The following is a 20,806-nucleotide window of genomic DNA, read 5'->3' on the forward strand; positions in this document are numbered from 1 at the left end:
CTCTACCCTTTTAATGTCTTCTTCATCATCTATAGTTTTATCTTCATTAATTATTTCATAAGAGTATATTTTATACTCATTATATTTTGAAACAAATTAACATTACCACAAAGGTAAAGCTTTACACCATCTTCTATATCATAATCATAATCATATTCGCCGTCTTTATTCTTTCTTATAAATTTACTAACTCTTATAGCCTCTTCGCCGTCGTCAACAGCAAATTTTAATAACGCATAGTCATCTCTATCTACAAACTCATATTCAAAAACTTCGCCTTGAATAGTTATAAAGTCCATATCTGAGTTTATGTCCTTTATCTTAGTACATTTGTTCTTGTCCATTTGTTTGCTATTTTGAAAAGGATTTTTACCTGATGTATCACTGCTAGCTTCACTTTTTCTTTTCTTCTTTTACTATTTTAAAATTTTCACTAATTCTATCTGCGTTGTTCTTTAAATTATCTATAAACTCTTTTTATTGACAGTTATTTCTCTACTAAGCGTTTTATTACTTTATTTTCAAAATAGAGCATAGAGACCTCATAAGCTCTAAACATGGATTAGCATTAAAACTATCAAGAAGTAGTTTATCGTCCAATGTAAAATATATGATTCATCGTTCTCTTCATATGAGATTGATCCTTCATCTATATCAGAAAATTCTACTTTTATTGTTTCAAAATAATCAGTACATTTTAAATATTTTATACTATTTATATTAATATTTTCTAAAGAGAACTTTAAAAAGTAGACTTAATTAATTCATCTACTTCTTTAATTAAATTTAGATCATTAATGTTATGATAATAAGTTATTTTAAGAGTCTCATCTTTCAAGACAGGACTCTCAAAAAGACTTTATCTTCATTTTTATAAAATCTAAGTTAATATTTAATTCTTCTGGCTTAAATAATCTCATCGTTACTTCCCGTTCTTTCAATTTCTTTTAACAATTCTTTGACTACTTCGCTTCTGTCTAGTTTTAATGACTTTGCCTTTTTTAAACAGATAAGCAAAGTCACTGCCCATACTTACACCAATATCTGCATGCTTTTGCTTCGCCAGGGCCATTAACAGGACAGCCCATGACTGCAACGCTTATGTTTTTGTTTATATTTGCTAATAATGGCTCTAGCTCTTCAACTATAGGAATAATATCTATCTTTGTTCTTGCACATGTAGGACAAGAAACAAGGTTTACAGAATTCTTACGTATTCCTAAGGCACTGAGTATCTTCTTAGCCGCTATAACTTCTTCAACAGGATCAGATGTAAGTGATACTCTTATGGTATCTCCTATACCATCTTTTAAAAGTGTTCCTATAGCTATAGATGACTTTACTATACCCACAGATGGCGAGCCTGCCTCTGTTAAGCCTAAGTGCAGCGGATAATCACACAATGATGAGAATAACCTGTTAGCATCTATACAGGTATTTACATCAGATGATTTTATGGATACCTTTATATTGTAAAATCTAGTTTATTTAACATTTCTACTTGTTCAAGAGCTCCATAAACAAGTGATTTCTCATTAACTCCAGCATACTTTTCAAGCATCTCTTTAGATATAGAACCTGAATTTGCTCCAACCCTTATAGGTAGGTTTTTATCTTTACATATGCCAACAATTTCTCTAAGTTCTGAAATTGAGTTAAGATTACCAGGATTAATTCTTATACAGTCATAACCCTCTCTAGCAGCCATCAAAGCAAGCTTATAATCAAATTGTATATCAGCAATTACTGGTACGTGTATCTTTTCTTTTATTAGTTTTATTGCTTTAGCATCATCTTCATCATTAACAGCCATTCTAATTATGTCAAGACCTTTGTCTTCCATTTTTAGCACTTGTTCAACTGTTGCTTTAACATCTTTAGTATCTGTATTGGTCATTGATTGTATAGTTATTGGGGCATCGCCACCTATAGCAACATCTCCAACAAATATTTTCTAGTCTTTTTCTTTCTATCATCTTATCAAACCTCTGACATCATTATATGTTACAAATAAGAATAAGAGTATCAATAATGAAAACCAATTATATTTACTGCATACTCAAATTTTTATTAGCTTTAATACCAGTTATCATCTCAAATAATATAAATACAGCCTTTCCTCCATCTAGAGCTGGGAAAGGTAGAAGGTTAAAATGCAAGGTTTATGCTTATAAGTCCAAGTAAAACATTACAGAGCTGAAACCTACCTTGGCGGCGCTCGCTATAGTTTTGATTATAACAACCGGACCTGATACCTCATTTTTCTTAACATTACCCTTAAAGGCTCTTGATAAAAATTCAAACATAGATCTAAAGGCATATCTGCAAGTGTTAACACTTTCTTTAAAAGCACCTGAGAAGTCATGACGTACTTGTGGCCTAATGCCAATTTTCTTATATTCATATACCTTTCCATTATCATTAATACTAGCTAGTTCAGGCTTAAGTTCAAAATTTAATAGTTTACCATCTCTTTTATTGTGATCGTATCTATATCTTTATTTGAGTTAAGTATCATGTTTCTTAGCTCAAGAAATAATAAAGGTTTTTACCATTATATGAAATTATCTCATCATTTTCTTGAATACCGGCAATATATGCCACTGAACCTGGCTCAACTTTATCAATGCGTAAATCAGTATAACCACTTTGCATATTAACTATCAAAATGCTATTACTGCTAGTATAATATTCATAAAAGCACCAGCAAGTATAACTACAAGTCTCTTATAAGCTTTAGCATTGTCAAAGCTTCTTTCATCTGAACTTTCATCGTCCTCGCCTTCCATAGCGCAGTAGCCACCAAGCGGAAATATTCTTAAAGAATAAAGAGTCTCTCCACCTTGCTTTTTCAAAATCGCAGGACCCATACCAACAGCAAACTCATTCACTTTGATTCCTGCCCATTTAGCCATAATGAAGTGTCCAAATTCATGAATTGTAACCAAAACTAAAAATACTAGAAAAGCTATTATCATACTCATATATTAATTACTCCTTAAAAACAAATTATAACAAATGGACAAACCAATAAAACGCTATCAAATCTGTCCATCACACCTCCATGTCCCGGAAATATGTATCCATAGTCCTTAATATTATAAGCTCTCTTTAGTTTTGAAAATATTAAATCACCAAATTGTGCTACAATTGGCACTAAAATAAGCCTATGTAATAATATTGATTGCAGCTTAAATTAAAGTATCTAATATAGATACGTTAGAGCTACAGTTATTATGTACGAGCCAAGCGAACCTTCAATTGTTTTATTAGGACTTACCCTCTCAATTAATTTATGCTTACCAAACAAGGTACCACATACATATGCAAACACATCGCTTGATATAGAAATTAAAATACAAGTATAAGCACATTTCTATCTTGTATGCTGTAGAAAATTGAGAATGGATATATAATAAAAATGTTGTAAATATCAAGCTTAAAAGCTTTTGATGTGAAATCTTTGTCTGCAACGCTTATTACAGAGAAAATAATACTTGCCAATAAAATATATGTTCCATTGGCATAATAAAATATAAGTATTAAGATAAATTAAAAGATTAATTAAAATTGCAAGGATATAAGTTAATATCTTCCTAGAATCTGCCATCATATTTAACATTTCATATGATGCAAGTGTTGCACATAAAAGATACCAAATCTATAGATATGGTTCATATCATAAATAATTAATATTAGAAGTAATAATACAACTACAGACGTAGCTAATCTTTTAAAAACTTTTCATTATATTCCTCCATACCTTCTTTGCCTATGTGCAAAACTATCTAAGGCTTCAGCAAAATCTTCTTTATGAAAGTCCGGCCATAACTTATCAGTGAAGTATAACTCACTGTATGCACACTGCATAAGTAAAAGTTTGATAATCTCTTCCCCACTAGTTCTAATAATTAGATCGGGATCTGGTATATGAATTATAAAAGTATGCTTTAAGATCTTCATAAGAGTTAATCACTTTACCATCGTTATTAGCAAGATTTATAGCTCTAATTATTTCATCTCTTGAACCATAGTTTAAGCAAATGTTAAGCACAAGTCCTGTGTTTTATATGTTCTTTCAATTGCTAAATCTATTACACTTTTGATTCAGGATATACCTTCCAAGTCGCCAGATACAACAATCTTAACATTGTTTCTATCTAGTTCATCAATTTGACTGTTAATATAAATTATAATTAGTTTCATTAAGAAGGATACTTCTTCCTTAGGTCTTTTCCAATTTTCTTTAGAAAAGGCATATAGTGTAAGATATTTAATGCCGTAATCAGAGGCGTACCTTACATTTTCTATAACTCTATTCATACCTTCTTTATGGCCATAAGTCCTAGGCATGTTTCTCATTTTGCCCATCTGCCGTTGCCATCCATAATTATTGCTACATGATTTGGAATCATAACTATCTCCTTGTAAATAACCCCCTGTAAAGAGGGGGTTAATATTTTACACTTCCATTAATTCTTTTTGTTTTCTTTGTAATAAGTTCTATCTTTTCAGTGTATTTATCAGTTAATTTTGAGCATCTTCTTCAAATGTCTTTCTATCATCTTCACTGATATCTCCATCTTTTCAGCCTTCTTAATAGTATCCATTAAATCTCTTCTAAGATTTCTTATTATAATCTTAGTATCTTCACCTTTCTTGGAAACTATCTTAGTTAACTCTTTACGTCTATCCTCAGTTAATTGAGGGAACGGTAAACGAATTAATTTACCGTCATTTGATGGCGTAATACCCAAGTCTGATTTTTGAATTTCTTTTTCTATTTCAGGAATGCTATTTGCATCATATGGTTGAATGACTAACAATCTAGGTTCTGGTGCTGAAATATTAGCAAGTTGTTGAAGTGGAGTCATAACACCATAATAGCTAACCATAATTTTATCAAGTAAAGCTGGGTTAGCTCTGCCAGCTCTAACTGTATTTAGATCCTCTTTAAAAACTTCTATTGTTTTATTCATTTTCGGTTCATATTCTTGACTAAATCTATCAGGCATATTAATCCTCCTTTACAATAGTTCCTATCTTTTCGCCGTCTACAACTCTTACTATGTTATCAGGATCATCTATACCAAATACTACTAGTGGTATATTGTTATCCATACATAAAGATGTTGCAGTTGCATCCATAATTTTTAAATTCTTGCCTAGTATATCTAGATAAGATAAAGTATCAAATTTTTTAGCATCCTTGTTAAGCTTTGGATCGCTATCATAAATTCCATCTACACCCTTCTTAGCTAAAAGTATAGCTTCTGCGTTAATTTCTGCAGCTCTAAGCGCAGCTGTTGTATCAGTAGAGAAGTAAGGATTACCAGTACCAGCAGCAAAGATAACAACCATCTTCTTTTCAAGTTGTCTTATTGCTCTTCTTCTTATATATGGCTCAGCCACAGCTCTCATCTCTATAGATGTTTGTACTCTTGTAAGAACATTCATCTTTTCTAAAGCATCTTGCAAAGCAAGTGCATTCATAACTGTTCCTAGCATGCCCATATAATCAGATGTTGCTCTTTGTATGTTTAATGAGTCTCTTCCTCTCCAGAAGTTACCTCCTCCAACAACAATACCGACCTCAACACCTTTTTCAGTGATAATCTTAACTCTCTTGGCTATAGACTTAATAACTTCGTTATCAATACCAGTCTTTTCGCCACCAGCTAAAGCTTCACCGCTTAGTTTTAAAACGATCCTTTTATAAGCCATAAATTAATTGCCCATTTGCTTTGCTACTTCTGCAGCAAAATCTTCTTCTCTCTTTTCTAGGCCTTCGCCAACTTCATATCTAACGAAACGTCTAATCTTAATGTTTTCGCCAATCTTAGCAATTTTTTCTTTTAATAAGTCATTTACTGTAATGCTTGGATCTTTGATGAATGGTTGGTCAAGTAAGCATACTCTTTCAAAGAATTTATGCATTCTTCCTTCAACCATCTTTTCAGCGATGTTTTGAGGTTTTCCTTCATTTATAGCTTGTTGAATTAGAACTTCTTTTTCCTTATCAATAGCTTCTTGAGGAACATCTTCTTCGCATAGATATTCTGGATTTGATGCAGCTACTTGCATAGCTATATCTTTAACGAATTCTTTAAATTCATCAGTCTTAGCTACAAAGTCAGTTTCAGAGTTAACTTCAACTAAAACGCCAATTCTTCCAGAGTGAATATAAGAAGCAACTAAGCCTTCTGACGCAATTCTTGATGCTTTCTTTTCAGCAGAAGCTAAACCTTTTTCTCTTAATAGGTCGATAGCTTTATCTATGTCGCCATCAGTTTCAACTAGGACTTTTTTGCAGTCCATCATGCCTGCTCCTGTCTTTTCTCTTAATTCTTTAATTAATTGTGCACTTATAGCCATATTTACCTCCTAATTTTCTTCGTTATTTATTTCTTCTGTGTTTTCTTCAGCTTTTTCTTCAGAATGTTCTTGTTTGCCTTGCTTACCTTCGATAACTGCATTAGCCAATGTTTCAGTTATTAATTTAACCGCTCTGATAGCATCATCGTTACCTGGTATAGCAATGTCAACTTCATCTGGGTCGCAGTTAGTATCAACTAAAGCAACTACTGGAATTCCAAGAATCTTAGCTTCGTTAATAGCTATCTTTTCTTTCTTAGGGTCAACAACGAATAATAGTTGTGGCATTCCACCCATGTCTTTGATACCATTTAGGTATTTAGCTAATTTTTCTTTTTCTGCTCTTATAGTAGCAACTTCCTTCTTAGGTAAAACGCTTAAAGAACCATCTTCTTCCATCTTGTTGTATTCTTCAAGCTTTTTAATTCTACCTTTGATAGTATTGTAGTTAGTAAGCATACCACCTAACCATCTTTGGTTAACATAGAACATTTCAGATCTCTTAGCTTCTGATTCGATAGCTTCTTGAGCTTGTTTCTTTGTTCCAACAAATAGAACCTTTCCGCCTTCTTCAACAACTTCCTTGATCAATTTGTAAGCTTTTTCAATTTGATCTACAGTCTTTTGTAGGTCGATGATATAGATTCCGTTTCTTTCTGTGAAAATGAATCTAGCCATCTTAGGGTTCCATCTTCTAGTTTGGTGTCCGAAGTGAACACCTGCTTCTAATAAGTCTTTCATTGCAATTACTGCCATGTCTTTCTACCTCCAAGTTTTTTTCTTTACACTTCATTCACCTGCCGCCTTAACTATATAATAGCACCTGAGGCGTGCATCGTGAAGTGTGCATATTTTTACTAATCAATTATAACATATATGTATACAAATTACAAGCATTTTTCTTTGAGATAAAAATTTTTATTTTTATTGTTTGTCGCTAGTATACATAACTTAAATCAAAATTTAACTAGTAGTTCATTAATTAACAATTTATTTTCATTTTCATAGAAAAAGCGAGGCATATATATTACCTCGCTTTGAATATTTGAATTATAAATTAATTTTGACTGCTATATCTTGATTAGCAACGATGTCTTTTGCTTTGCTTTTATCAAGTGACTTAACTATATCCATGTTAGTGATAACTATAGGAGTAGTAGCCTCTTTACCCTTTGACTTGATATAGTCAATGTCAAACTCAATTAACTTTTGGCCTTTCTTAACATGATCGCCTTCATTGACAAAGCCTTTAAAGCCTTCACCGTTAAGTTCTACTGTATCCATGCCGATGTGTACAAGTATTTCTACATCTTTAGTTTTTAATCCTATGGCGTGAAGAGTGTGGAAAAGCTGAACAACTTCACAATCAAATGGTGCGTATAATACGCCTTCTTTTGGTTCTATTGCAACTCCATCTCCAAGTATTTTTTGTGAAAAAACTTGGTCTTTAACATCTGTTATATCAATAAGCTCTCCTGTAATTGGAGCATATAGATCAAGTTCTTTTTTCTTTGAAAATAATCCCATATTACACCTCGTGAATTTCATCTAATATAGATCCATCTCTATATTCACTGTAACCGATAATTCTATCTTTCTTCTTTATTTCTTTTGGCTCGCCCATAAAGTTATCTGCAATTGCTTTTAATTCTTGTATTGTCATAACATTTAAACCGCTTGCCTTAAACTTATCAATTAAGTCTTGTCTCAATGGATTAACTGCTATACCTCTTTCAGTTACAAGGACGTCTATAGTAGTTCCTGGTGTTGCTATAACATCTACTCTGTTTTTAATAACTGGAAGTCTTGATGAGAATAGTTTTGAAACTATGATTGACATCTTTGCTCCAGCCGCTGTGTCTTGGTGACCACCTGAGCCGCCCATTAAAACTCCATCAGCACCTGTTATAACATTAACATTAAAATCAAGGTCTATTTCAGTAGCACCTAAAATAACTACGTCGAGGTTATCAACGACAGCTGATACTTCTGGATTGCCGTATTCGGATCCACTCATTCTTAAATGATTTGCGTTCTTTTTAATAGATTCTATTGCTTTAAGGTCGAAGCATTGAACATCATAAAGAGATGTAAATAAACCTTCTTCAAGCATATCAGTTAAGTATCCAGTTATGCCACCACTTGCAAATGATCCTTTGATGTTTTCTTTAATCATATAGTCTCTTAAAAAATCAGTAACTGCAAGTGAAATTCCACCCGCACCACTTTGGTAGCTAAAGCCATCTTTAAGTAGTCCTGATGCCTTCATTACTTTAAGTGTATCTTTAGCAATCTTAAGTCCAACTGGGTCTTTAGTAACTTTTGTTGTTCCTGATACTATACCGTTTTTATCACCAATGCTATCTACTTTTAAAATGTAATCTACATAGTCTTCTGTAATATCGCTTGGATAGTTAGGATATTCAACTATTGTATCTGTTATAGCGATTTTCTTTTTAGCATAGATAGCATCAGCTATAGCATAGCCCATAGATCCGCAGGATGCTTCTCCATTAACTCCAGAGATATTACCCATAGGGTCACAAGATGGAGCTGCAATAAAAGCGTAATCAATCACCACGTCTTTATCGATTATGCTTCTAGCTCTTCCGCCATGCGATTGCATTAGTATCTTTCCTTTAAGCTTTCCTTTTGATATAGCCTTAGCCAAATCACCAGATATATATGATGTAACTATGTTTGTTATAGTTCCATCTTCAAGCAATGGAATAAGTTCTTTATGAACTGGGAATAATGATGAAGCTACTAATGTTATATCTTTTATGCCTCTTCTTTGTAGTTCAAGCATCATCATATTTAACACAGCATCACCGTTTCTTAAATGATGATGTGAAGAAACTGTTATACCGTCCTTCAATTCAAGTTTATCAAATAGTTCTTTGATACTTTCATAAACTTTGCTTGGCTTGGCTTCTTTCTTTGGATAATCTTTCTTATTTAATATTTTTATATCATCATTATAAAAGCTCATCATATTCCTCCTTGTAATTGTCAGACATCTTTAAGGTATTTATTGCTCTTAATATTATTGGTCTATCAACCATCTTGCCATCAAGCGAGAATGCTCCTAGACCTTTTTCTTTAGCATCTTTAAGAGCTTCCATAACTCTGATTGCGTGATTAACATCTTCCTTGCTTGGAGAGAAAATTTCATTGACTGGATCAACATGTCTTGGAGATATTAAAGCCTTACCTGTCATACCCATAGCCTTAGCTTTCTTAGTATCCATAATTAAGCCTTCTATATCATCAGTATCTGTCCATGGAGTATCAACTGCTTGTAGACCAAGCGACTTTGCACATGAAACTATTCTCATTCTTGAGTACTTAATTTCATCTGATTCTTTTGTTCTCTTTGCACCTAAGTCAAGTGTTAAGTCTTCAGCTCCTAATAAAACACCTTTTACTCTATTCGATTTAGCAAGGATGTTTCTAGCGTCTTCAACACCTTGAGATGTTTCGATTAAGCAAAATATATCATACTTTTGATTATTATCATCCAAATACTTAGAAAGCGCTTCAACTGATTCTTGGGATGCTTTGGCAAGCATAATGCCATCAAAATTTAGTCCCTTTAATGCATCTAGGTCTTTATAGAAGTAATCAGTGTCAAGAGGATTAACTCTAACATATATATCTGATCCACCCTTACCTTCAGACTTAAATGTTTTTAAATATTCTTTAACAAGTTCTCTTGCTGCGTCTTTCTCAGGTAGAGATACTGCATCTTCTAAGTCTATAATTATAGCATCTGCTCCAAGTATATCAGACGATTGCAACATACCTGGATTGTTACCAGGCATAAATAACATAGTTCTATAGTTCATTTTGACTCCTTTCGATTGCAGTTCTCATTCTCGCTCTAATGGTAAAGTCTAAAGCTCCCTTATCGTTAATGACGATATTCGCTTTCTTCACGCCTTCATCTTCAAGTACCTCATTAATAGCTTTTAGAATCATATCACCATATTGCTCCTTAACAACAGAGTTTAGTGTGATTTCTAATTTGTCAGAAGGTTCTATCATAATCATAAGATCATTTGATTCAAGCGAACCTGCCTTTGCAGCTTTGCTAATTACTCGTTCTTTTCTTTCCATTCTAAATACTCCTTCTTGCCTTCAATATATAGATCCTTTCCATTTGGGTCAACTATAACAGTTGCTGGAAACTTTTCTACAGTTATCTCTCTAAGAGCTTCAGCTCCTAAATCTTCGTAAGCAATAATCTTAGCAGTTTTTATTCTATCAGCAATAATTGCAGCAGCGCCACCTATAGCGGCGAAGTAGCATGCGCCATGCTCAACGATCTTAGCTTTTACATTGTCATCTCTCTTGCCTTTGCCTATCATGCCCATAACTCCTGCGTCCATCATTTGTGGTGCATATGGATCCATTCTATAGCTTGTAGTAGGTCCTGCTGAGCCAATTACTCTTCCAGGTTTTGCAGGTGATGGTCCTACATAGTAAATACAAGCTCCTTTTGGATCGAACGGCAATTCTTTACCTTCATTAAGTAGTTCAACTAATCTTTTATGAGCTGCATCTCTTGCTGTGTATATTGTACCTGTTATTAATACATTGTCGCCTGATTTTAAATTTTTAAGAGTTTCTCTTGTAAATGGTGTTTTAATTTCTATAGCCATAGTAATATCCCCCTTTATAATGAAATAACTTTGTGTCTAGCAGCGTGACATTGAATGTTAACAGCTACAGGTAATCCAGCTATGTGTGTTGGATGAGTATTTATAAAGACTCTTAAGGCTGTTGTCTTACCGCCAAATCCTTGAGGTCCAATACCTAATTCATTAATCTTTTCAAGTAATTCTTTTTCAAGATCAGCATAGAATGGATTTTTATTATAATCATCTATATCTCTCATAAGAGATTCCTTCGCCATGATACATGATTTTTCGAAGTCTCCTCCTATACCTACGCCGACAATAATAGGTGGACATGGGTTTGGTCCAGCTGTTTCAACTGTTTCAAGAATAAATTTCTTAACACCTTCAAGTCCATCAGCAGGTTTAAGCATCTTTTGCTTAGACATATTTTCTGATCCAAAGCCTTTGGCAGCAAAAGCTATTTCGAATATATCGCCTTCAACTATTTCAAAGTGAATGATAGCTGGAGTGTTATCCTTTGTATTAACTCTATCGATAGGATCTTTAACAACAGATTTTCTAAGGTAACCATCAGTATACGCTTCTCTTACCGCTTGGTTTATAGCATCTTTTATAGATCCGTCCACATGTACGTCTTGTCCAATCTTAACAAAGCAAATAACCATACCAGTATCTTGACACATTGGAACGCTATCTCTTTGTGCAAGATTATCGTTATCTATGATAGTTGTTATTGTTTCTTTCGCTAGAGGCCACTTTTCTTTATCTCTAAGTTCAACAAGTCTGTTCATTACGTCTCTTGGTAGAACTGAAGCTATTTCCAATAGACCCTCTTTTAATTTTTTAGTGATATCACTACTTTTAATCTCTCTCAAAATTTTACCCCCTATGTATAATATGAAAGTAGCAATACAATATTGCTACTTTCAATGAAAAATATTATCTGTTATTAACTAGTGCTACTACTCTGTTCATTTCGTTATTAACGATCATGATACCTTCGTCAACACCCATACCTGGTTTAGCTAATTGTTGATCAGCTCCTGTAGCCATAGAAATATTTACTAATACTTCAGCAGATCTGTTAGTTTCATTGCAAGTACCACCGCAGTAAGCACCTACATGGTGATCTTTACAATATTTAACAGCTTCAATAGTGTTATTGATTCCGCCTAAGTCTGGAGTCTTGATTTGAATCATGTGTCCAGCGCCATTATCAACGAAGTAAACAACGTCTTCATAAGTGTTGCACCATTCATCAGCAACTAATTCTACATTAATCTTTTCATCATCAAGCTTCTTAGTTAAGTCTCTAAGAACTTCCATTTGTTTAGTTCTTTCACCCATGTCCATAGGTCCTTCAATTCTAAGTTTGAATGGTTTAGCAGCTTCTTCAAGTGTCTTTAGATATTCAGCCATCTTGTCAACATCGTTGTTAAAAGCATCACCTATAGTTCCATATACGTCGATGTGGAAAATTGGGTTGTATGATTCATTGTGTCTATGTTCAATAATTCTGTTTCTTAACCAAACAACATATTCTCTTAATAATTCACCGTTTTTACCAGTTTTTTCTTCAACATTATTAAATAGACCGTGAGGTAAAACGTCTGCTTCTTTTATAATCATCTTGTCAGCGTTTAAATATCTGTCATCGCCTGATTGAGCAAATATAGGAACTCTCTTTATTTCAACGCCAGTATTATATTCTTTTTTAACAACTTCTGCCATAGTTACTTTGTTAGTCTTAGCAACTGCATCAAGTAAAGCTTGAGTGATACCATATCTGATGGCAGTGTGTAATCTCTTGCCATCTACATGCATATGATCAAACTCTTCAGCCATTTCCTTGAAAGTAGTTATTTCTCTTCCTTCTAGTTTAGGTGCAATGTTTTTATTAATAAATGCAATAAAATCTTCTGCTAAGAAAAGTGGGTCTCTTCCACCTGCTCCTGAGTATTGAACTGCTGCACAGTCACCTAGTGCAACTTGTCCGTCTTCAAGAACTAACATAACTGAGATTGATTCTCCAGCTTGTCTGATTGCTTTAAAACCTGGAGTTACAGGATCTCCTAAATAAAACATTCCATCATGTTTTGCGCCTAATTTGATAGCCTTTTGGTCATCAAAGTAAAAACCTGTTTTACCTGCTGAGCAGATAACTTTTTTAATTTTCATAATCAAGTCTCCTTTTTATATTAATTATTTTTTGGTCTACCTATTAATTTTCCGAAGCCAACTGCAAATATATCGTCAGTTGTCATGTCAAAGCTTACTGGACGTCCTTCGAATTTTGCTCTTTCTTCAAGCTTTTCTCTATTGATGTCAAGTATATCTTTTGTAAATGGTAAGTTACCAGTGAATAGATATCTAACAGCACCGTTATTATCTCTAGCTGGCATCATCTTTCCTGCATTGTACTTAGATGGAGCAAATGGTACGTCCATAACTCCTTGTGCAAAGCCTTCTACAGTACCAACAGCTAAGTCACCCTTACCTAATTCAAATAGTTTTTCTATAATACATCTTGTTTCTGCTTTTATTAGTTCAATTTCCGCTCTTAATTCTTTACCTTCTGGTAATAATTGACCTTCTGTCATATTAAGAACCATCTTAGTAGCTCTAATACCTTCTGCGTTTGCTTCCTTAGTTGGAATACCAATAGCTTCGTGAGGTGTCTTAACGATAACTTTTGTAGCTCCTGCTAATGAACCAGTTGCAGCACCCCAAGATATAACACCAAATGCTTTAGCTTCATCTTGAGGGAAACCGCCCATCCATTGGTGGAATACTGTAGTTATTAATACATCGTTATATCCAAATTTCTTTAAGTATTCATTAACTTGTTCTTCAAGTGATCTAATTGCTGCTACGTCTTGAATTAAGTTACCGCATTGACCGTAGCCAACAGTTATGTTTTTAACGCCTTGTTCAGCTGCTAGCAAAGCTTCTACTATAGCAACTGCGTTTGATGTTGATGGTGGACAAAGTGTACCAGTAAGTGGTCCAAATGGTTCTCTGTTGATGTGTACACCATTTTCTTCATAGAAACCTACTAGTCTGTCACAATATTGCCAGTCATGTAAGCATTTATCTATAGGAACAGATTTTGCATATGGAACGTTGTAGCTTATAGCTCCACCTTCATTTGATGTGAATCCACCTGCGTGAATGATTTCAGAAAGCAATCTTGAATCTGGTGTACCATGTCTTGCTTGAAGAGGTTTAGAAACAGCAGCATAAACCATTCTACAGCCTTTAACTCCGTGGTTAACTGCTGGGAAACCATTTAATAATGATCTTCCTGCTTTTAATGATTCTTTAATACCAACTTCACATTCATCGTATCTATTTTGTCTTGTGTATGAGTCAATTGTTGATGGCAATAAGTCTGCTCCACCTTGATCAGTTAAGAATGTTAATAATTCTATGTGAGCATCGATTAGAGCAACTCCGGCTCTTGGTTGTGCTAGTGTTTTGCCTTCTTTTTTTGCCTTTGCCATCACATCGGCAAAGTTCTTCTCTTCAGGAACCTTCTTTAAAAAGTCAATTGCTTCTTGTGAATCAACCTCTGCTCCTGTGGGCCATTGTTTAAGAACTTTTTCACGCTCCGCAAAAAATTCTTCATCAGTCCATCTTTTATTTTCTACTTTCATAGCTTCCCCCTATATAACTATATATTTCTTCATCATTCTAACTGCCATGTTTTTATCAATCATTGTTAATAAACCCATAGCTGAAAGTATATAATGTTTATCTACTGAAAATTCAGGATATCTAGGCTTTAATGAGTTTAAATCTTCCTGATCATAAAGTCCAGCCTTTAGTATTTCTTCTGGATGTTCTGAATTAACTAGTATACCTCCAGTACCAATCATATGCTTTAGCTCAGTTAGGTCCTTACCTACTTGTTGATACATTGTTCCTAGAGGTGAATAAACAGCTTCTACATAGCCGCAGTGTCTTTTCATTGATATGTCAACACAAATCTTTGCCATCATTTCATCGAACTTAATTTCTTTTTCATCGGTGAAAACCAAATCAGTGTGATTGTATCTCTTTTTAAATTCTTCTTCTACATCATATCCGCTGATATCTAAGTACTTCTTTATCATCCTTAAACCAGATGCTTCATATACGCTCTCTGATGAGTATCTCATACCAAGGTCACCTTCAACAGTTCTCTTTGAAAGTGGTTCTTCCAAACCTCTATATATAACACCAGGTTTTGATGGTGCGCCATCTGCTATAGAGTGAATATCTGTTGTCGCGCCCCCTATGTCAACAACTACTAAATCACCAACGCCATCTTCATCAGGTGTTCCTAAACTAAAAGCTTCTGCCGCCTTTAAAACTGCTTGTGGTGTAGGCATCAATATGCCCGAGATGTCATCCTCAATGTGTGTCATGCCCTTGGCTTTTGTAATTCTTTCCATGAATATGTCTCTAATTGTTTCTCTTGCAGGATTAACATTGATTTCGTTAAGTTTAGGCATTACATTTTCAGTAAGTCTATATTCCACTTTATCTGCAAATATCTTTTCAATTTCATCATAGCTACTCTTATTTCCTGCAACTACAACTGGTTTAGTAATACCAATATCAGCAATTGATTGTGCATTATGTAGAATTACTTCTGTATTGCCTCCGTCAGTTCCTCCAGCTAACAAAATCATATCTGCGTTTGAATCCCTTAGCTCTTCAATCTCATGAGAGTTCATCTTATATGAATATGTCTTAATAACTCTAGCGCCTGCTCCTAAGGCTGCTCTCTTTGCTGCTTCTGCAGTAAGCTCTGGTACTAGACCTATGGCTGCAATCTTTAAGCCTCCTGCCGCTGAAGAGCAAGCAAGCTTCTTAATAATTTCTACATCGCCATCGACCTTTGACATTAAATCCTTATAAGCATTGTGATATCCAATAGCAACATCAGTCTCAACAGTTGTATAACTCTTGGCAGTTGCTATGATTTCTTCTTTTTCAATATCTATTAGAGTTAATTTTGTAAATGTGCTTCCAAAATCGATAAAAAGATATGCTTTCATTTAATTAATTCCTAAGTCCTTTTTCATATCTGCAATTGTAACTTCAGGACTAGTTCCTGGTGGATAAACCCTGTTAAAGCCCATAGCTTTAAATCTAGGTTCTACTTCTTCCCACTTTTGTTTACCAACAACTATGTTGCCTCCAACATAAAGTGGTATGTCTTTAAGACCTGCTTCATCACATGCTTCTCTCATGCCCTTGCAGTCTATCTCTCCTTGACCATATAGTGATGATACACAGATTAGGTCCGCTTTAGTTTCAACAGCTGCGTTGATGAAGTCTTCTTGAGGTGATAAAACACCTATGTTAACTACGTTAAAGCCAGCATTATTAAAAGCGTGGTCTAATATAGTCAATCCAACTGCGTGACAATCTGATCCAATTACCCCTAGGATGATTGTCTTACCATTTTTTTCTTTCATTGTACTCCTCCTATTTGAATTATATTCTCATTTTATCATATAAACATATAATTTTAAATAGTAAAAACTCATTTTTTACGGCGCTTTACTTGCAATGAATAAATTTAATGTTAATTTTCAAAATCTGTCAATTATGACTTAAAAATGCGTGCTTTTTAAATATTTTTGCAACATCTTATTTTTTACTTGCAAATCAAATTGTTAAATTTTTGTCATAGTTATCTAAATGACTTTATTATTCGTTTCAAATACTCCTCATCTGCCAAATAATATGTTCCTTCATCTTCATTTGGATTAGTTCCAAAGAAAAGCTTTTTATTTGCTAACGTAGATTTATCAATAAAAACTTTATTTGATGATATGTGCAATTGATCTACATGCAACTTAGCTTTAATAAAATCAATGTTATTCTCTTACTCCGCCTGTGATAAACTCTAATTTATCGTAATATTTTCATATAATGAATTAATAATTTTATAAGTATCTGTGATTTTATTATCTCCGCCCTTAGTTAATACACGTTTAAAGCCAAGTTCTATAAGCTTTTTGCAATTAGCATCTAAGTTTGGATCTATATCGAACGCTCTATGAAAAACATTGTCCATGCCTTCGCAGTATTTAAGTAGATACTCATTTGCCTTCATATTGATGCTTCCGTCATCATTCAAAACACCAAAAACAAAACCTTGCACTCCAAGCTCTTTAAGTGCTATGATATCTTCTTTCATAACATCTAAATCATACTTTGAATATGAGAAGCCTGCTTGTCTAGGTCTTATCATTGCAACAAAAGGTATATCTAGCTCGTTAAGTACCTTCTTACACAATCCATAAGAAGGTGTAATACCGCCTAAGACAGTTGATGCTATTAATTCTACTCTATCAGCTCCTGCTCTTTGTGCTATGAGTGTTGATTCAAATGAGTCAGTGCATACTTCTAATGTATATTTCATCATATTACCTCCAATCTATCTGTTTACTTGTATTATATCATATATTACTTTAAATGATAATAATTATTGAATATTAAATATAAATATAGTATAATGTTTGCAAGGAGAAGTAATATATTTATAGGTGAGAAAATGGAAAAGAATTATTTAGAATTTACTGCAAAAGATAATAAAAGATCAAGTATTTAGAGTGGAAAGTTGAAAACCCTAAAATGTGTGTTGAAATAATCCATGGTATGCATGATCACGCTATGAGGTATGATGAGTTTGCTAAGTTTCTCCAAGCTAACGGCATTTCTGTTTATGCTTTAGACTTAAGAGGACATGGCATGAGTGCTGTGGACAAAGAACATTTAGGTCTTGTTCCATATACAAACGCTTGGATGAAAATGGTTGATGATATCGATGTATTAAACACTATAATTAGAAAGGAAAATCCTGATAAAAAACTAGCTATGATTGGTCAATCCATGGGATCTATACTTGCCAGGACTTATGCATATAAGTTTGGTGACTATATAGATAAGTTATTACTTTTATCATGCATTAAAAGCCCAATATTTGTAAATAAATTATTTAAATTGTTTTTAAAGCTTGCTCTTGCCAAAGAAGGTTACGATGGTAAGAACGAAGCTCTTAATAAAAAAGCCTTTGACTTTATATAAGGCTAGTAAAGATAATATGCTAACATCAGATTCAGAAGAAAATGCAAAGTTTTTAAATGATCCTTTGTGTATCTTTGAATATAGTAACGGCTTCTTCCAAATGATTATTCACGGCACAGATAAGGCTAATAGAAAAGAGAGCTTAGATTATATTCCAAAGGACTTACCAATATATCTATTCACTGGAAAGAAAGATCCACTATCGAACTACGACACTGGCATAAAACAAATGTATGGACTTTTAAGAAGCAATGGTATTGATAACTTAGAGATGTATGAGTATGAGAACCTAAAACATGATTTGCTTCATGATATTGAGAAAGAAAAAGTATATCAAGACATATTAAAAGCTCTTCTTGCTTAAGAAGAGCTTTTGCTTTTATTGTATATTATCTATATCAACTAAGAGCATTGCGAAGTCATCTCTTTGATCTCCGAATGCATACTGAAGAACCGCTATATCAATCGCTTTAAGAAGCTTATTTGGCTTAGAAAGTATTGTTGTTATTAATCTATCTAGCCCAAATTCTTCGCCATGAACATTTTTACTCTCAACTATACCATCTGTGTATAGTAGAAGCTTATCTCCTGCTCTTAACTTAGTTTTTTTGACTTCATAATCACTTCCCAAGTCTATGCTCATTATTGGTCTACCCTTTGCTTCCAATACAGAAATATTGTTATCGTTAAAAATTATTGGCATAGAATTGTGACCAGCGTTTGCATAAACAAAATCTTCAGTCTTTGCATAATACACTCCATAGAAAAGTGTTATATATCTGTCACTTTGCAATGTTAGTTCCAAAAACTTATCGCTTATGTACTTAAGCGCTTTTTTTGGTTCATAATTATCTTTGTTTAAGTTTCTAACAGTCTGCCTTATAAACATTGTAAGCATAGATGCAGCAATGCCGTGGCCCGCAACATCTGCAATATAAATTACATATATGTCCTTTTCTATCTCAAAGATATCAAACATATCTCCTGATAGCGTTTCAGTTGCTTCATATAAGTAGTCTATGGCAATGTTCTTATGCTTAGTCTTTGTCGGAAGTATGTTCTTTTGAATTCTCTTAGTGATTTCCATATCGTGAAAAACATTTTCGTTGCTTTGTATAAGTTGAAGCTCAAGAACTCTTTCTCTTGTAACATCTCTAAAGACCTCTACTATGGCAACAGGGTTCATTTTATCATCATATATAGGCGAGCACTTAACTTGATAATAATTCTCGCCAATATTTAGTTCTTTTTGAATTATCTCATTCTTTTCTATAGCACTTGCTGTCTCACTTGTGTCAAGCTTTAGAAAATCATCCAATTCATCAGTGTTCATACCTGTTGGATCATAGCCAACAGCGTCCTTTAATGATTGATTAGCATAAAGAATCTTGCCATTAATATTAACTACCTTTACCCAGTCAGCCATTGCATCAAGAACTTCTACGGAGAGTATCTTGTCTAATATTTCATCTTTTCTTTCATTCTTCAAAATATCAGCTCCTATTTCTCAGGCTTTTTGCCATAAAATTGGTAGTAGTATGTCTTTAAACTGCCATTGTATAGCTTTCTATTCTTATCAGCCTTTCTTTCAAAATCTCTTTCAATCTGTTCATAAGATGTTAACACATACACAGACCATGTGTCTAAATTCTTAATCTTCTTACCAAAGTCACTATAGAGTTTTCTCAAGTCATCTTCCTCTAAACGCTTACCATATGGTGGATTTGTTATCATAACACCATAATTATTCTTAATGTCTACATCTCTAAAGTCTTTAACGAAGAAGCGTATGTCATCACTTAAACCGAGATTTTCAAGATTGTGCTTAGCTATAGCGATAGACTTATGGGAAATATCACTTGCGTCTATATATACCTTTGATTTGTAGTCAATCTTCTCCATCGCTTCCATCTTGGCTTTTTTATACAAATCTTTGTTGATAAACTTAAAATTCATACTATCGAAGTTTCTATCTAATCCAGGAGCTATGTTTCTTGCTTGCAAAAGCGCTTCTATAGCTATAGTTCCAGAACCACAGAATGGATCTAAAAACGGTCTTTCCTTATTATAAAACGATAGCTTAACTAAAGCAGCAGCCATAGTCTCCTTAAGAGGAGCTGCGCCTTGCATGTCTCTATATCCTCTTTTGTGAAGGCTCTCACCTGATGTGTCAAGAGTTATGCTTGCAATATCATTAAGTAGCGAAATCTCAAGTCTGTGTCTATGAGAAGACTTTGAAAACCTACTTATTTCATGTTTTGTTTGAAGCTTTTTAATGATCGCCTTCTCAGTTATCCTTTGACAGTCAGATATTGAAAATAGTTTTGACTTATGAGATCTTCCTTCAACAATAAAATTAGAATCTTCATCTAAAATTTCATTCCATGGAAGCTCATATATGCCATCAAAAAGTTCTTCAAAGCTCTCTGCCTTGAAGCTCTTCAAGTTTATAAGTACTCTATCAGCACACCTTAGATTAATATTTGCTCTTGCTATATCGATGTCACTTCCATTAAAATAAATGTGCCCATTATCTGTTTTAGTAACTTCTAAACCTAAATCATTCAGTTCTCTTTTAACTATCGCCTCTAGTCCAAATGAACTAGTTGCAATTAATTCATACATAATATCACTTCCAAAATAATTATAACATATAATACAGCACTTCTCAATATTAATATGTAAAATATCATTAATTATAC

25 protein-coding genes and 2 pseudogenes are annotated in these 20,806 nt (G+C 33.6%); 2 read left to right on the plus strand and 25 right to left on the minus strand.

Annotated features, from left to right (window positions below; genetic code table 11):
• Positions 1 to 50: 50 nt before the first annotated feature.
• The 23 genes and pseudogenes from KO172_RS06330 to KO172_RS06420 form a co-directional block, all read right to left on the minus strand.
• Positions 51 to 344: a hypothetical protein gene (locus KO172_RS06330; RefSeq protein ID WP_215492643.1), complete on the minus strand. Its 294-nt coding sequence runs from the start codon at positions 342 to 344 to the stop codon at positions 51 to 53.
• 562 nt (positions 345 to 906) lie between these two features.
• Positions 907 to 1,951: pseudogene (gene ispG, locus KO172_RS06335) on the minus strand (flavodoxin-dependent (E)-4-hydroxy-3-methylbut-2-enyl-diphosphate synthase).
• 97 nt (positions 1,952 to 2,048) lie between these two features.
• Positions 2,049 to 2,159, minus strand: coding sequence for a site-2 protease family protein (locus KO172_RS08205; RefSeq protein ID WP_374047625.1), 111 nt, complete (start codon positions 2,157 to 2,159; stop codon positions 2,049 to 2,051).
• A 364-nt stretch (positions 2,160 to 2,523) separates the two neighbouring features.
• Positions 2,524 to 2,655 carry a PDZ domain-containing protein gene (locus KO172_RS08210; protein WP_374047649.1) on the minus strand — a complete coding sequence of 44 codons (132 nt, stop codon included), beginning with the start codon at positions 2,653 to 2,655 and terminating at the stop codon, positions 2,524 to 2,526.
• 8 nt (positions 2,656 to 2,663) lie between these two features.
• Positions 2,664 to 2,984, minus strand: coding sequence for a site-2 protease family protein (locus KO172_RS06340; protein ID WP_215492645.1), 321 nt, complete (start codon positions 2,982 to 2,984; stop codon positions 2,664 to 2,666).
• 14 nt (positions 2,985 to 2,998) lie between these two features.
• A pseudogene (locus tag KO172_RS08215) lies at positions 2,999 to 3,334 on the minus strand (phosphatidate cytidylyltransferase).
• A gap of 413 nt (positions 3,335 to 3,747) precedes the next feature.
• On the minus strand, positions 3,748 to 3,963 hold the full coding sequence (locus KO172_RS08220) for an undecaprenyl diphosphate synthase family protein (RefSeq protein ID WP_374047626.1): 216 nt from the start codon (positions 3,961 to 3,963) through the stop codon (positions 3,748 to 3,750).
• Between the two features lie 144 nt (positions 3,964 to 4,107).
• Positions 4,108 to 4,362: an undecaprenyl diphosphate synthase family protein gene (locus KO172_RS08225; RefSeq protein ID WP_374047627.1), complete on the minus strand. Its 255-nt coding sequence runs from the start codon at positions 4,360 to 4,362 to the stop codon at positions 4,108 to 4,110.
• A 161-nt stretch (positions 4,363 to 4,523) separates the two neighbouring features.
• A complete protein-coding gene (frr, locus tag KO172_RS06350; protein WP_479680628.1) occupies positions 4,524 to 5,015 on the minus strand; it encodes a ribosome recycling factor in 492 nt (163 codons plus the stop codon).
• A 1-nt stretch (position 5,016) separates the two neighbouring features.
• Complete coding sequence (pyrH, locus tag KO172_RS06355) at positions 5,017 to 5,724, minus strand: UMP kinase (RefSeq protein WP_215492648.1); 708 nt, start codon at positions 5,722 to 5,724, stop codon at positions 5,017 to 5,019.
• 3 nt (positions 5,725 to 5,727) lie between these two features.
• Entirely contained in the window at positions 5,728 to 6,375 is a 648-nt protein-coding gene (gene tsf, locus KO172_RS06360; RefSeq protein WP_215492649.1) for a translation elongation factor Ts, read from the minus strand.
• Between the two features lie 9 nt (positions 6,376 to 6,384).
• Positions 6,385 to 7,131 carry a 30S ribosomal protein S2 gene (gene rpsB, locus KO172_RS06365; RefSeq protein ID WP_215492650.1) on the minus strand — a complete coding sequence of 249 codons (747 nt, stop codon included), beginning with the start codon at positions 7,129 to 7,131 and terminating at the stop codon, positions 6,385 to 6,387.
• 294 nt (positions 7,132 to 7,425) lie between these two features.
• Positions 7,426 to 7,902, minus strand: coding sequence for a PTS sugar transporter subunit IIA (locus tag KO172_RS06370; RefSeq protein ID WP_215492651.1), 477 nt, complete (start codon positions 7,900 to 7,902; stop codon positions 7,426 to 7,428).
• A 1-nt stretch (position 7,903) separates the two neighbouring features.
• A complete protein-coding gene (gene citF / locus KO172_RS06375) occupies positions 7,904 to 9,370 on the minus strand; it encodes a citrate lyase subunit alpha (RefSeq protein WP_251320138.1) in 1,467 nt (488 codons plus the stop codon).
• The gene (locus tag KO172_RS06380) at positions 9,354 to 10,223 is read right to left on the minus strand and encodes an HpcH/HpaI aldolase/citrate lyase family protein (protein ID WP_215492652.1); all 870 of its coding nucleotides are present in this window, start codon (positions 10,221 to 10,223) and stop codon (positions 9,354 to 9,356) included. Before KO172_RS06380 ends, citF begins: the two co-directional genes overlap by 17 nt.
• Entirely contained in the window at positions 10,213 to 10,494 is a 282-nt protein-coding gene (gene citD, locus KO172_RS06385) for a citrate lyase acyl carrier protein (RefSeq protein ID WP_215492653.1), read from the minus strand. The genes KO172_RS06380 and citD overlap by 11 nt, the downstream gene beginning before the upstream one ends.
• Complete coding sequence (locus KO172_RS06390) at positions 10,473 to 11,039, minus strand: Fe-S-containing hydro-lyase (RefSeq protein WP_215492654.1); 567 nt, start codon at positions 11,037 to 11,039, stop codon at positions 10,473 to 10,475. The genes citD and KO172_RS06390 overlap by 22 nt, the downstream gene beginning before the upstream one ends.
• A gap of 14 nt (positions 11,040 to 11,053) precedes the next feature.
• Entirely contained in the window at positions 11,054 to 11,893 is an 840-nt protein-coding gene (locus KO172_RS06395) for a fumarate hydratase (protein WP_215492655.1), read from the minus strand.
• 64 nt (positions 11,894 to 11,957) lie between these two features.
• Positions 11,958 to 13,196 (minus strand): methylaspartate ammonia-lyase, encoded by a 1,239-nt coding sequence (locus tag KO172_RS06400; RefSeq protein WP_215492656.1) that lies wholly within the window; start codon positions 13,194 to 13,196, stop codon positions 11,958 to 11,960.
• Between the two features lie 20 nt (positions 13,197 to 13,216).
• Positions 13,217 to 14,674, minus strand: coding sequence for a methylaspartate mutase subunit E (locus KO172_RS06405; RefSeq protein WP_215492657.1), 1,458 nt, complete (start codon positions 14,672 to 14,674; stop codon positions 13,217 to 13,219).
• A gap of 9 nt (positions 14,675 to 14,683) precedes the next feature.
• Positions 14,684 to 16,063, minus strand: a complete 1,380-nt coding sequence (glmL, locus tag KO172_RS06410) for a methylaspartate mutase accessory protein GlmL (protein ID WP_215492658.1) — start codon at positions 16,061 to 16,063, stop codon at positions 14,684 to 14,686.
• Entirely contained in the window at positions 16,064 to 16,486 is a 423-nt protein-coding gene (gene glmS, locus KO172_RS06415; protein WP_215492659.1) for a methylaspartate mutase subunit S, read from the minus strand.
• Positions 16,487 to 16,920: 434 nt separating this feature from the next.
• Positions 16,921 to 17,442 carry a copper homeostasis protein CutC gene (locus KO172_RS06420; protein ID WP_215492660.1) on the minus strand — a complete coding sequence of 174 codons (522 nt, stop codon included), beginning with the start codon at positions 17,440 to 17,442 and terminating at the stop codon, positions 16,921 to 16,923.
• A gap of 209 nt (positions 17,443 to 17,651) precedes the next feature.
• Between KO172_RS06420 and KO172_RS06425 the strand changes: the two genes are divergently transcribed.
• Positions 17,652 to 18,104 (plus strand): alpha/beta fold hydrolase, encoded by a 453-nt coding sequence (locus KO172_RS06425; RefSeq protein ID WP_215492661.1) that lies wholly within the window; start codon positions 17,652 to 17,654, stop codon positions 18,102 to 18,104.
• A 16-nt stretch (positions 18,105 to 18,120) separates the two neighbouring features.
• Positions 18,121 to 18,468 (plus strand): serine aminopeptidase domain-containing protein, encoded by a 348-nt coding sequence (locus KO172_RS06430; RefSeq protein ID WP_215492662.1) that lies wholly within the window; start codon positions 18,121 to 18,123, stop codon positions 18,466 to 18,468.
• Positions 18,469 to 18,483: 15 nt separating this feature from the next.
• On the opposite strand, the gene KO172_RS06435 is transcribed toward KO172_RS06430, so the two are convergent.
• The gene (locus KO172_RS06435; protein WP_215492663.1) at positions 18,484 to 19,593 is read right to left on the minus strand and encodes a SpoIIE family protein phosphatase; all 1,110 of its coding nucleotides are present in this window, start codon (positions 19,591 to 19,593) and stop codon (positions 18,484 to 18,486) included.
• 11 nt (positions 19,594 to 19,604) lie between these two features.
• Complete coding sequence (locus tag KO172_RS06440; RefSeq protein ID WP_215492664.1) at positions 19,605 to 20,729, minus strand: THUMP domain-containing class I SAM-dependent RNA methyltransferase; 1,125 nt, start codon at positions 20,727 to 20,729, stop codon at positions 19,605 to 19,607.
• Between the last annotated feature and the right edge of the window lie 77 nt (positions 20,730 to 20,806).

The organism is Fenollaria sporofastidiosus (genome assembly GCF_943169635.2).
GTDB lineage: Bacteria > Bacillota > Clostridia > Tissierellales > Peptoniphilaceae > Fenollaria > Fenollaria sporofastidiosus.

Excerpts from the sequence above, each read along its gene's own strand:
- KO172_RS08225 (WP_374047627.1), bottom strand. The coding sequence starts at position 4,362 with ATGAGAAACATGCCTAGGACTTATGGCCATAAAGAAGGTATGAATAGA.
- citD (WP_215492653.1), bottom strand. The coding sequence starts at position 10,494 with ATGGAAAGAAAAGAACGAGTAATTAGCAAAGCTGCAAAGGCAGGTTCG.
- pyrH (WP_215492648.1), bottom strand. The coding sequence starts at position 5,724 with ATGGCTTATAAAAGGATCGTTTTAAAACTAAGCGGTGAAGCTTTAGCT.
- KO172_RS06430 (WP_215492662.1), top strand. The coding sequence starts at position 18,121 with ATGCTAACATCAGATTCAGAAGAAAATGCAAAGTTTTTAAATGATCCT.
- frr (WP_479680628.1), bottom strand. The coding sequence starts at position 5,015 with ATGCCTGATAGATTTAGTCAAGAATATGAACCGAAAATGAATAAAACA.
- KO172_RS06370 (WP_215492651.1), bottom strand. The coding sequence starts at position 7,902 with ATGGGATTATTTTCAAAGAAAAAAGAACTTGATCTATATGCTCCAATT.
- KO172_RS06400 (WP_215492656.1), bottom strand. The coding sequence starts at position 13,196 with ATGAAAATTAAAAAAGTTATCTGCTCAGCAGGTAAAACAGGTTTTTAC.
- tsf (WP_215492649.1), bottom strand. The coding sequence starts at position 6,375 with ATGGCTATAAGTGCACAATTAATTAAAGAATTAAGAGAAAAGACAGGA.
- KO172_RS06380 (WP_215492652.1), bottom strand. The coding sequence starts at position 10,223 with ATGAACTATAGAACTATGTTATTTATGCCTGGTAACAATCCAGGTATG.
- KO172_RS06330 (WP_215492643.1), bottom strand. The coding sequence starts at position 344 with ATGGACAAGAACAAATGTACTAAGATAAAGGACATAAACTCAGATATG.
- KO172_RS06390 (WP_215492654.1), bottom strand. The coding sequence starts at position 11,039 with ATGGCTATAGAAATTAAAACACCATTTACAAGAGAAACTCTTAAAAAT.
- rpsB (WP_215492650.1), bottom strand. The coding sequence starts at position 7,131 with ATGGCAGTAATTGCAATGAAAGACTTATTAGAAGCAGGTGTTCACTTC.
- KO172_RS06425 (WP_215492661.1), top strand. The coding sequence starts at position 17,652 with ATGTGTGTTGAAATAATCCATGGTATGCATGATCACGCTATGAGGTAT.
- KO172_RS08210 (WP_374047649.1), bottom strand. The coding sequence starts at position 2,655 with ATGCAAAGTGGTTATACTGATTTACGCATTGATAAAGTTGAGCCAGGT.
- KO172_RS06340 (WP_215492645.1), bottom strand. The coding sequence starts at position 2,984 with ATGAGTATGATAATAGCTTTTCTAGTATTTTTAGTTTTGGTTACAATT.
- KO172_RS06440 (WP_215492664.1), bottom strand. The coding sequence starts at position 20,729 with ATGTATGAATTAATTGCAACTAGTTCATTTGGACTAGAGGCGATAGTT.
- KO172_RS06420 (WP_215492660.1), bottom strand. The coding sequence starts at position 17,442 with ATGATGAAATATACATTAGAAGTATGCACTGACTCATTTGAATCAACA.
- glmS (WP_215492659.1), bottom strand. The coding sequence starts at position 16,486 with ATGAAAGAAAAAAATGGTAAGACAATCATCCTAGGGGTAATTGGATCA.
- KO172_RS06405 (WP_215492657.1), bottom strand. The coding sequence starts at position 14,674 with ATGAAAGTAGAAAATAAAAGATGGACTGATGAAGAATTTTTTGCGGAG.
- glmL (WP_215492658.1), bottom strand. The coding sequence starts at position 16,063 with ATGAAAGCATATCTTTTTATCGATTTTGGAAGCACATTTACAAAATTA.
- citF (WP_251320138.1), bottom strand. The coding sequence starts at position 9,370 with ATGATGAGCTTTTATAATGATGATATAAAAATATTAAATAAGAAAGAT.
- KO172_RS08220 (WP_374047626.1), bottom strand. The coding sequence starts at position 3,963 with ATGAAGATCTTAAAGCATACTTTTATAATTCATATACCAGATCCCGAT.